8 protein-coding genes and 1 CRISPR repeat array are annotated in these 10,979 nt (G+C 43.9%); of the genes, 1 reads left to right on the top strand and 7 read right to left on the bottom strand.

What is annotated here, in order from left to right:
• Positions 1-12 precede the first annotated feature (12 nt).
• Positions 13-1,821: direct repeats of the CRISPR family, unit length 30 nt; unit sequence GTTTCCAATCCTTACAGGAAGATTCTAATC.
• 170 nt (positions 1,822-1,991) lie between these two features.
• Genes cas2 through LIO98_RS02195 form a run of 7 tightly spaced genes read right to left on the bottom strand, consistent with a single transcriptional unit; the run spans position 1,992 to position 9,648 of the window.
• Positions 1,992-2,255, bottom strand: a complete 264-nt coding sequence (gene cas2 / locus LIO98_RS02225) for a CRISPR-associated endonuclease Cas2 (protein WP_291952919.1) — start codon at positions 2,253-2,255, stop codon at positions 1,992-1,994.
• A 1-nt stretch (position 2,256) separates the two neighbouring features.
• Positions 2,257-3,258, bottom strand: a complete 1,002-nt coding sequence (cas1b, locus tag LIO98_RS02220; protein WP_291952916.1) for a type I-B CRISPR-associated endonuclease Cas1b — start codon at positions 3,256-3,258, stop codon at positions 2,257-2,259.
• 22 nt (positions 3,259-3,280) lie between these two features.
• A complete protein-coding gene (gene cas4 / locus LIO98_RS02215) occupies positions 3,281-3,787 on the bottom strand; it encodes a CRISPR-associated protein Cas4 (protein ID WP_291952914.1) in 507 nt (168 codons plus the stop codon).
• Positions 3,788-3,799: 12 nt separating this feature from the next.
• Positions 3,800-6,175: a CRISPR-associated helicase Cas3' gene (gene cas3, locus LIO98_RS02210; RefSeq protein WP_291952912.1), complete on the bottom strand. Its 2,376-nt coding sequence runs from the start codon at positions 6,173-6,175 to the stop codon at positions 3,800-3,802.
• Positions 6,175-6,954: a CRISPR-associated protein Cas5 gene (locus LIO98_RS02205; protein WP_291952910.1), complete on the bottom strand. Its 780-nt coding sequence runs from the start codon at positions 6,952-6,954 to the stop codon at positions 6,175-6,177. The genes cas3 and LIO98_RS02205 overlap by 1 nt, the downstream gene beginning before the upstream one ends.
• A gap of 4 nt (positions 6,955-6,958) precedes the next feature.
• Positions 6,959-7,831, bottom strand: coding sequence for a type I-B CRISPR-associated protein Cas7/Cst2/DevR (gene cas7i / locus LIO98_RS02200; RefSeq protein WP_291952908.1), 873 nt, complete (start codon positions 7,829-7,831; stop codon positions 6,959-6,961).
• A gap of 26 nt (positions 7,832-7,857) precedes the next feature.
• Positions 7,858-9,648, bottom strand: coding sequence for a hypothetical protein (locus tag LIO98_RS02195; protein WP_291952906.1), 1,791 nt, complete (start codon positions 9,646-9,648; stop codon positions 7,858-7,860).
• Between the two features lie 195 nt (positions 9,649-9,843).
• Here LIO98_RS02195 and LIO98_RS02190 point away from each other — a divergent pair, with 195 nt between their 5' ends.
• Entirely contained in the window at positions 9,844-10,074 is a 231-nt protein-coding gene (locus tag LIO98_RS02190) for a hypothetical protein (RefSeq protein ID WP_291952903.1), read from the top strand.
• The last annotated feature ends 905 nt before the right edge of the window (positions 10,075-10,979 follow it).

The raw sequence follows: 10,979 nt of genomic DNA, 5'->3' as shown, positions 1-10,979 counted from the left end.
GATACCTTGCGAGTTTCCAATCCTTACAGGAAGATTCTAATCTCAGGCCGGAGCTGGTTTAAAAGTCACCCTGCCGCGTTTCCAATCCTTACAGGAAGATTCTAATCCCGGAGAGCCGGCGTATTTCGCGGTCTGCGGATGTTAGTTTCCAATCTTTACAGGAAGATTCTAATCGGAGGCGCGCCGTCGCAGGGGGTATAGCAGCACGAGTTTCCAATCCTTACAGGAAGATTCTAATCCCTTTGTAGCTCCAGATTTTTCCGACGAGGAACGGCGTTTCCAATCCTTACAGGAAGATTCTAATCACGAAAAATACTGGAAAGCAAGTTTGTTTTGGTGTTGTTTCCAATCCTTACAGGAAGATTCTAATCACCACAAGGCACACACCCCCTTATTTTAATTTTGCGTTTCCAATCCTTACAGGAAGATTCTAATCTTATCCCGACAACAGGTTTACGCTTATACCAGACGGGTTTCCAATCCTTACAGGAAGATTCTAATCTGAAAACAATAACGTTAGGGTATCAGTTATTCCGCCGTTTCCAATCCTTACAGGAAGATTCTAATCCCACGCGGCGGAGCAGACCTCGGCCTCGCTGGACCGGTTTCCAATCCTTACAGGAAGATTCTAATCCCGCTTTTCTGGTCGTTCCATTTCAGGCGCAGCCATGTTTCCAATCCTTACAGGAAGATTCTAATCGTTTGTTATGCTCGTTACAACAGCGATCGGCCTCGAGTTTCCAATCCTTACAGGAAGATTCTAATCTTATCCCGACAACAGGTTTACGCTTATACCAGACGGGTTTCCAATCCTTACAGGAAGATTCTAATCTGAAAACAATAACGTTAGGGTATCAGTTATTCCGCCGTTTCCAATCCTTACAGGAAGATTCTAATCGGCGCGGGAGGCGCTGTAAGATGCTTTAAAACTCTGTTTCCAATCCTTACAGGAAGATTCTAATCGACGCGATACGGAATATTGAGGGCGCTGCTACGATGTTTCCAATCCTTACAGGAAGATTCTAATCGCAATTAGCAGACCAGAAGATGACAATAGATTTAAGTTTCCAATCCTTACAGGAAGATTCTAATCGCTTACTGGCATATTTTATCACTCCTTAATTGTTACGTTTCCAATCCTTACAGGAAGATTCTAATCATCATAAAAGCCTTAAACATTGTCTCTTTTTCCTTGTTTCCAATCCTTACAGGAAGATTCTAATCGTAGAGATACAATACAAAGCCCTGTCGTGGGGACATGTTTCCAATCCTTACAGGAAGATTCTAATCGCCGGAGTCGTCGGCGTTGTGCCGAGAACCGTTTCTTGTTTCCAATCCTTACAGGAAGATTCTAATCTGAAATCTCGCAGTGCGAAGGGATCGCACCAAAGTTGTTTCCAATCCTTACAGGAAGATTCTAATCCTTAAGCGCCCGCTCCTCGCTCATGAGCTTTGAGTGTTTCCAATCCTTACAGGAAGATTCTAATCGGCATTTCGACGCCGCCAACAGTCCAGCATGGTGGATGTTTCCAATCCTTACAGGAAGATTCTAATCCTTTTGTTTCACTTGCTCCAACTTAATATTGTCTCCGTTTCCAATCCTTACAGGAAGATTCTAATCTCATCGCCGATCGCGTCGCTGCCCTTCACAAGATCTAGTTTCCAATCCTTACAGGAAGATTCTAATCAAGTCACCTCATAAAGCTTTGCGATCTCGCCCTCCTTGTTTCCAATCCTTACAGGAAGATTCTAATCTACAGAGCAACCCAAGCGACGGGTTGCGCTCGCCGTGTTTCCAATCCTTACAGGAAGATTCTAATCCCATCTCAACCATGATTATAATTGTATTTCTAATACTAGCGAACACAACACTATTAGCTATTTTTAAAATTGAGAAATCGAAATATCCCTGAATACTGCAATAATAATTATCGTTTCACAAAGTCTGTCGATCTCCCGCTGTTTTTACGCTATTGGAGGTCGACAGTCTTTTAAATAAAAGAATCTACGCTGCCACGTTTTATGCCAATAGTGTCACGTGTCATGTATCGTTCCGTTCTCCAAACATAGAACAGCACGCTGTCATATTCATGGTCAATTATATTCTTTACGTCGGCCTTCAGCGCTTCTAGTGTTGCCGGAGTCAGATCGCCTTCCAGCACGGAGTTTTGAATCCACGTCAGATACTTTCTTGCTGTCTTCAAAACTTTATTCACCCTTTTTTCACAGACATCATAAAACATAATAACAAACATCTTACCACCTGCTCGCATATGGTACATATTTTATATTTTCCATGATATATTTTTGCAGTTTATATATTTCCATACGCACCAGGCCGCGGTAGCTGACCTTTCTTCCAAGCGTCGGATGTTCTATCGTTTCGTTAAGCCTGCCTTCCCACGCGCGTAAAACAATTTCTCTGCCGCTGTCGCTTAAATAAATTCCCCCACCGCTCTGCTTCTCAAAATGCTTTTCCTGGATCTCGCGCTTATTGATAAGCGAAAATATCAGCCTGTCCACCAGAATCGGCTTAAATATTTCCGCGACGTCAAGATTTAAACTAAATCGGCGAAAATTTGTCTCATGCAGAAATCCAATCCGCAGATCCAGATGAGTACGGTAAATTTGGGACAGCGCCAACGTATAGCACATCGTATTTAAAAAACTTATCAAGGCATTCATGCGGTTTGACGGAGGGCGCCGAGTCCTGTTCACCATCTTAAACGCATCATCCTTTACAGCCCGATCGAAAAATTCATAATACTTTTCTCGAGAGTTGCCCTCTATGCCCATCAGTTCAGACACATCCTCGCACTGATGCGCCCGCTCGCTGTATGTATCCAAAGCGTCAACGATATCTTCTATCTCCACCATCGCCCTGCGTTGATAATATTCCATCACCCTCTTCATATTATCGATGGCCCCGGTAACAAACGACGAGGCTATCTCTATTCTTTTCGCGGCGTTCATATAATATGCCGCCTGCGCAAGGATTACGGCTCCGGAATTCAGGTGCTCTCTAGGATAGAAACTTCCGACATAATACCCATAGTGGTTATAAAAATGTAAAATGACCTCTTTTTGAGATATAAATTCCAAAAGGCTTTTATTAAAATCCACCTCGCCGAATATATTTATCTCATCCAACGTCTCCACCGGAAGGAACTTAGGATTTTCGTTCTCTCTGGCGATAAACAGCGTATTGTCTTTTCTTTTCAATTCTCCGTTGCTCAAGAGGTAAAGTGTCTTTCCCACAAATATCCCTCCGATCTCCCTTTTAGCTCCAACAATAATCACCGTAGGCACATTTTTTGCAGTATTTACACGGAGACAGCTTTGGTGGTTTCTCCGAGAAGGAAAGCATCTCTATAACAGCATATGACTTATCAAGAGTACTCTTTAATTCCTCAGTTAAAATAACTTCCGTCCTCTTCTTTTCGGTTGGATATAATAATACGCCGGCAGACGCGATTCCCTCCTTTTCAAGTTCGTAGAGATAATGCGCAAGTTGTAGTATCGAGGCTTTCTCCGCACGGCTGCTCTTTTTTATCTCGGAGACAATGAGAACGCCATCCTTATTTTGCATAAAATCAAATTTATTCCCGCCGAATTTAATTTGATGTTTTTCCCGGGCGTAACTATTTTCGTCAATAATACGTCCTAATGATAAAAGTTCATTCTCTTGATCAGCAAATATACTATGCGTTAAAAACCACACTTGCCTGTGGCATATTCCATATGCCTGTAAAATCATCCCCGTTATCTTGGCCTTTTCTGACAGCATCACAACACCTCATCAACATAATAGAGGATCATCATTGTTGCTTGGAACGCCTATTTTATCGTCGTATGGAATCTCATATATATCCAAATACGCCAAATCCGGAGACATTACACATTTTTTATTGTTAAATAGCTTCAAGGTTTTCATTCCAACAGGCACCTCATAAAGCGCGACCTTCAGTTTATCCTTCTTTTCACCGCTACGACAGAGTTCTGTAACTTCACCATAAAACTTTTGTGGAATTATCGGTACCTTGACATAACTTATGAGACGAGTCACGCACTCTTCATTGTAATCAACCGTATCAAATATTGGCGCCCTCTCATCCCAAATCACCCCTATATTATCACTCGCCGTCTTGTAATCCTTATGGTCGATAAAGCGGTAGTCTTGGTAGGCCTCTTCGAGCATTGCTCCGATCTCATTCTCACTCAGTTTACCTTGCCGTTTCCTCAGTATCTCATCAGTCTTGCCAATAATGGCGGCCGCGTCTTTATATACATATTTTTGGGCTACGTCGCTTATTGGAAATACAATAAACCTAGCTCCCTCGATATTTCCCTTCCTGTTGCATCTTCCCGCCCGCTGGATAAGGCTGTCCAGCGGCGCTAGTTCGCTGTACATATAGTCAAAACTGATATCGAGCGATACCTCTATCATCTGCGTTGCGATGATGAGAGATATCTCTTTCGGCCTGCCATATTCATCGCGTTTGCCGGTACCTATCAGCTTCTCTTCCTTCGCAATGCGGTCCCGCATAATAAAGGCGCTGTGATAACACATGATCTTATCCGCAAACTCCGTATCGGCAAGTTCCTTTTCCCACATCCTATATAGTTCCTGCGCCCTGCCAATGGAATTCACCACGACAGCGACCTTCCGCCCCGCCGCCAGCGCCTCTTTTATCTCATCCATGTACCATTCGATGCTATTGTCGGTATATTCCCAGGTACAATTACTGCGTCCCATCAATTCATCGGCTGTTATCGGTTCATCTACGCCCAACAAACCCTGAAAGTGTTCCCTCAGTGCCCTTGGCATCGTGGCACTCATCACCATTACACGCCCTTGCATACGCATGATACGTTCGATACTTTTAGTTATCAGGCCAAGCATATATGGATCGTAAGAGTGTATTTCATCAAAGATAACGGAGGCTCCCAGCGTCGCAATTTCTTTCAGATACCAGTGTCCCACTCTGAAATTGGCCGAAAGCAGTTGATCAACCGTAGCGACTGTGACCGGTGCCATAAAAGTGCGATATTTATTCAAGAGCTTAAATACATCTCCGTGCTCTTCGTCAGAAGCCCCATAAGAATCGTCTTTAGACATGGAAAGATACATCGCCGCGCCTGAATGGGTGATGCCGCAGTCTGCCTCGGCAAAGTATTTTATCATCCGCTCATACAGACTATTGGAGGTAACCTTCGTCGGCATCAATAAGATAATTTTATTCGACGCTACGCACGTCGCCCATAACAAGGCCGCCTCCGTCTTGTCGCTTCCAGTCGGTGCGATAGCCAGCACATTTCCCTTTTGCCGACCACACCGGCACTGAAAATTCCTTTTAATAAACGGTTTCCCATTTTCTGCAAACATGGCGGCGTTTATCTTTGATTCCATTATTTCGCTGTCGTAGCCGTGAGAAAAACTCAATCTTTCGCTTCCCGATGAAGATGCCTGCCAATCACAATAACAAAGCACTCCTCTGACGAACGTACAAACTCTCGTCAGCCTGTCTTTATCTTTTAATCTATCTAACGACGTTCTCTTAAAATGTTTGTCAAGACGGCGAAAAAAATATTCTACCCAATTTTCATTCGTATCTTCCCTGTAAGCGAACAGACTTTCGTCAAAATGTACTTTATCCAAACATCTTTTAATTGCATCTTTATAGGGAGATTCAACGGCAAGGGCGAAATACAGCGCCTCGCGCGAAATTTTATCCGCCTGCTTTTTCCTTGTCTCCCTCGCAAAATTTTTCCAGCTCTTATCAAGGCCCTTATGGTGTCCCAAAACAGCAAAAACTTCATACGGGAAAACATCGTCGAAACACCTGCAGCCAGCACATTCACGACATCCCCATAAAATCAGTGCCGAAATCAATTCATGCCTGAAATAAACAAGTTCTCTACCATTAACCTTACTGACAAGATGTTCCATCCTGTTCTGGAAAAAAGCTCCCAGCTTGCCGACGTCATGTAAAAAAAGTGCCACGAAACAGATCCGTCTCATGGCATCATAGGGAACGTCATTATCGACGCAAAACGATTTAATTGCTCCCGCATTTAACTCAAAAAACGAATTGGCGATCTCCAAACAGCTTCTTATATGATATTCGTAACTTCCCTCTTCGCCTGGCAATGGCTTCGCGTAATAATGCGTCATCACGGCTGCCCGTCACCAATACAGTAAAGAGGAACTACATTTCCGCAGAAAGAATAGGCCGGCTGCGGGCTGCGTAAAATATGCTCCCCAAACAAAAACGTAAAAGGCTGATAATTGATAGGTTTACGTTCCATGTCTTTAAACTCAAAATCAACTATCAATTTACTGATCACCGGCGCCCTTAAAGTTTGCGACACACTGGTTTTTTGCAAACAATCCCAGTCAAACCCGACATCTTTCGAAATATCTCCCGCCACAGCCGTATTTTTCAAAGATACTGTCGCCGTGGCAGTGACATCACATACCTCGGATATGGACCGTACCATCGCAATATCATCGCTGTTCCCGAGAGAGATTGCATATCCCGGATCTTTAAAAGCCTCGGCTAGACGGCACACAAAATCACGGTTTTGTGCAGCATAATAGAGAGAAAACTTAGTATCATAAAGAAACTCTCTATTGAGAATGTCATTTCTTAGTATTTTCACCAGATTTAGTTTTTTGGCGCCCTCATTTTCTTCCTTACTTTTGGGTACGGCTATTTTATTATAACGCCACAGATCAATGCCGGTACCACGGCAGCTGCCGGTGACGCCGAGATAAATATTATTTTCCTTGAGATACTGCCACGCCTGCGAAAACTCCAGCCCACAGGCGGCGCCGGCTATACCGGCGATAGTCGAAATCGGCGGCAGAGGATAAGTTTTCTGGTATAGATGCGCCGACGGCTCTCGAAATGAAGCCGTCTGCGCCGCAAGAAGTACAGAAAAGCCATACATAAGCCTAGCCCTTATAGGTCTCGGCGACCCACTTTCTAATTTCATCGAACGCCTCGCCCAACGGCCTCGCACTCGGCGTATCCTTTTCAAAAAAGCCCTTTCTTTCTCCAATAACAGACCTGCTGATTTGATTCTTGAAGTCAGCCTCGGTAGCTTTGATCAGCTCTTCATCTATGCGATTGTCTTTAAACTGCAGGCATTCCATATAGATGGGATTCTTCACCTTCATCAGCGCCGCACAGATAAATTTGGGCGATATGTCGGCGAGAAAGCGGCTCTGGCGTCCGATGCCCCACAGATTTTGAATTGCGTCGATAAGGGCTTCAACACGTCTTTTCTTCTCCTCCGCCTTCAGTTCTAGTTTGTAATTAACAGCGTCGGCGATACCTACTCTGTCCAGTTCAACAAGTATCGTTCCTCTGTAAACTCCGGAGTGGACCTCCGTTTCGAAGATGTTAGGATTACCTCCGGCCTTTACCCCCATGTAATTTGTGGCGAAATCCAAATCGCCGCGGTACGGCTCAAGTGAAATCAGAGGGGAAACGCGTACGGGACCGGTTCTCTTCGTCGTGTTCTTATCGGCTATCATAAAACCAAAGAGATCGTCGTCTATGTACTTTTCCGGTTCGCCCATCGTGGAAGAGGTGCCCTTCGCCTGCTTGGCGACCGCAGCCTCGGAAAGCTCCCATCCCATCACCGCCAGCTGTTCTCTGATATCGCGTCTGATCGCCTGCGACGATTTATAGGGATATTCCCGCCCATCATTCATCCTTATCTTTTTAATACTGGAGATATTATCAGCCTCTTTATCGGAACCGTTAAGCGAAGCATACGAAGCGCGGGTCAAATATGTTATCGTCAGACATTTATTTTCCATTTTGATAATTCCCCTCTCGTAAGGTCTTATTTATTTTCCGCAGCGGTGGAACCGCTATTTGATTTTTCAGCGAACCCAAGCTCCATATTGTAGCTATTCAGAGCGGAGATCATACAATAAGCCTTAAAATCTTCGAAGTCTACATCTTTCTCTACCAATATACCTTTTATTATCTCCTGATTCAGCACTAGGCCATATCTGAATTGCAGTCTGCTAAGCTGTTCTAAAAAGTCATTGGCGGTACGGGTCTTTCGCAGCGAAAACAGATCGCCCTTCAATGGTTTCAGCTTATTTACGTCATTGCCGTCAACCATCAGGGTCTTTTTTCCTCTGATAACGATTTGAGCCCCGAGCTTCGTCGCTATTTCAACCTGGTCCTTAGTCATACCCTTTCCTCCTTCATAGTCCACATCTCTTTTATTAGCCACACGCTCATACAAAATAACAAAAGACAAAATACGGTAAAGATACGGATAACTATAAGCCAGAGACTTTTTAAATACAAAATCCTCTACATCCTGCAGAATCGAACTCTTCTCAAAAACTTTTTGCAATATCCTATTACGATAAAGCCCGTTCACCGGATCATATGGCTTCTGTTTGTTTTGTACCAAAACAAAGTCCCAGAATAAATTTTTCCAGAAATCGCCGCTATTCTTACTCAAGATCTTATCTTCTTTTGTTTCTTTTTCAATGTAATCGATCAGACGGAAGATATAGACAGAATCATGAAAGTCAACAAGCTCCTTCGTGATGAAGGTTTGTCCCTTCTTTTCAAGCGACATCGTCACCACGCCAGTTGCGGCGAGGTCATTCAGATCTTCCTCGCTAAGGCTTCCGATCTGCTTCAGCTTCTTCCCCGCGTCAATGGCATTCCTTTTTTGTTTGTTCAATTCAGCGAAAGAGATCAGAAAGAAGCTCCACAATACTTCATAGGGCAGCTTTGCCAGCTCTACTATAGATTCGCCTGTGCCAAAATCACGAAAGTATAATTTATCCTTTTCAAATATGCGGATATTACTGGAATTTCCCATCATATCGTGCATATTAAGCAATGCCGCCATGTTATTGGAGTATATCTGCATGATCTGGGTATAAGGGTCAGCTACCTTATAAAGAGCGCTGTGAACGGCAAATTTGCCAAGCATCGCACATTCCCAGCATACGATGTCAGGCGTGCCAAATTTTGAATTAAAAGAAAAGGCGGCGCTTTGGCTGGAAAAAAGGGGAAAGACCGTCTGGTTGACATTCTCACAGACCAATTCCTGTCCGCAGACCGAGCAGACCCTCTTCTTACCCTTCACCGGAAAAGTCTCTATGTGCGGATGGCATACCGGTTGTTCATAGGGAAGCTTGTCCTTCTTTATGCCCCAAAGGGATTTGCCCGTCTCTTTTAAAAACGCATCCGTCCGACTCTTCATTTCGTCAGATAGGCCGTCATATGCATCATAATCCACCTTCCAGCTGCTGCCGCCTACGGAAAGCGCCGCGACAGGGGTAGGATTACGCCGAGGGGCACAGGAGAAAGTCTCTTTCTCCTTGTTATAAATAACAAGATCTTTCGCTTCCTCCTGCTTTGACGACGAAACGTTCCACCACAAATCGCCCAAATATTCATAGCACGCATCTACAAACGGCTTCAGCAGTTCATCGGGCGCAGAGACAAGGATACCATCGGGGCATATCCATAATTTAACATCCAGCCATCTCTGTCCGTCATTTTTCTTAAGCCTCTCAGCTATGTCATAAAACGCCGCTATTCCAGCGTCAAACCACCAGTGGTCACGGAGCTTGAATAGATAATCTATATCCTTCACCTCCAAGTTGTATGTAACAGATGGGGCCATGACTAATTGTAAAATGTAAATTATAGATACTGGTTTGATGATAATATTTTTACATACTGATGTCAACCAGTCTATAATTTTCACTACACAAAATTTCAAATGGATATTCAGGTCCCACCATATTAGAGTAACGATATCACTTTTACTGCTTTCAGACTAAAAGAAATGTTTGAATCGATAAGCGCCAAGACAACGGCGCTGGTGAAAGAATACTTTCTAGTCCTAGAAGGAATGTTCGAATCCACCGTCCGCATCCCGCAGACTTTCCTCGCCAACATGTTTCCAGACCTAAAAGGAATGTTTGAACCTTGCGAGCTGCATGGTGGTGTAGTTGTCTCCGTATTGTTTTCAGACCTAAAAGGAATGTTTGAATTTTGGCCATTCATAGTAATTTAAAGTTGTAGATGCCATGTTTTCAGACCTAAAAGGAATGTTTGAATCGCCGCGACCCGCCAAAGGCGCGGGCGATGGCATCCCAGTTTCCAGACCTAAAAGGAATGTTTGAATCGGTCGATGGTCGCCCGGTACTGCGCCTCCCAGTCGAGTTTCCAGACCTAAAAGGAATATTTGGAATCAGGTTGTCCTGTGCGCGGGGGCACAGCTGTATCACTACTTTCCAGACCTAAAAGGAATATTTGAATCGACGGTGATGGGGCTGAATCCGTATAAGAGTCCCGTCTTTCCAGACCTAAAAGGAATATTTGAATCCAGGTTTTGTCTCGTTTATCAGCCGCTCGGACTTCTCTTTCCAGACCTAAAAGGAATACTTGAATCCAAACAAACAGCTGCAAAGTTCGCAGAAGGATATCTCTTTCCAGACCTAAAAGGAATATTTGAATCTACTAAGACCTATTCGCGGCAAAAACCCTCAACGAATTTCCAGACCTAAAAGGAATATTTGAATAGAAACTTTTCCCTTCCACAACCGTGTGATCGAAGCACTTTCCAGACCTAAAAGGAATATTTAAATCCGGCTTTGATGCCATGCGGAATGTTTTCGCGCTGTACTTTCCAGACCTAAAAGGAATATTTGAATCGGCGCACTGGCCTTGGCTGGTAAAAATTGTCGCCGTCTTTCCAGACCTAAAAAGAATATTTGAATCGAGAACTGCATCAGGCATTATTACCAGAATCTTGCCTTTCCAGACCTAAAAGGAATATTTGAATCCGCTTCCCGCGCCTCTTCAATCGCCTTTTGCTCTTCTTTCCAGACCTAAAAGGAATATTTGAATCTTAATATGGGTATTACATTTAAAGATGACGGAATTAGCTTTCCAGACCTAAAAGGAATATTTGAATCC

Source organism: Cloacibacillus sp. (assembly GCF_020860125.1).
Lineage (GTDB): Bacteria > Synergistota > Synergistia > Synergistales > Synergistaceae > Cloacibacillus.
The sequence above is the reverse complement of the archived record's forward strand: the minus strand, read 5'-3'. Positions and strand labels throughout refer to the sequence as shown.

Bases quoted from the DNA above. Each gene is read 5' to 3' on its own strand.
- cas2 (WP_291952919.1), bottom strand. From the start codon at position 2,255: ATGTTTGTTATTATGTTTTATGATGTCTGTGAAAAAAGGGTGAATAAA.
- cas4 (WP_291952914.1), bottom strand. From the start codon at position 3,787: ATGCTGTCAGAAAAGGCCAAGATAACGGGGATGATTTTACAGGCATAT.
- cas3 (WP_291952912.1), bottom strand. From the start codon at position 6,175: ATGACGCATTATTACGCGAAGCCATTGCCAGGCGAAGAGGGAAGTTAC.
- LIO98_RS02205 (WP_291952910.1), bottom strand. From the start codon at position 6,954: ATGTATGGCTTTTCTGTACTTCTTGCGGCGCAGACGGCTTCATTTCGA.
- cas7i (WP_291952908.1), bottom strand. From the start codon at position 7,831: ATGGAAAATAAATGTCTGACGATAACATATTTGACCCGCGCTTCGTAT.
- LIO98_RS02190 (WP_291952903.1), top strand. From the start codon at position 9,844: ATGTTTGAATCGATAAGCGCCAAGACAACGGCGCTGGTGAAAGAATAC.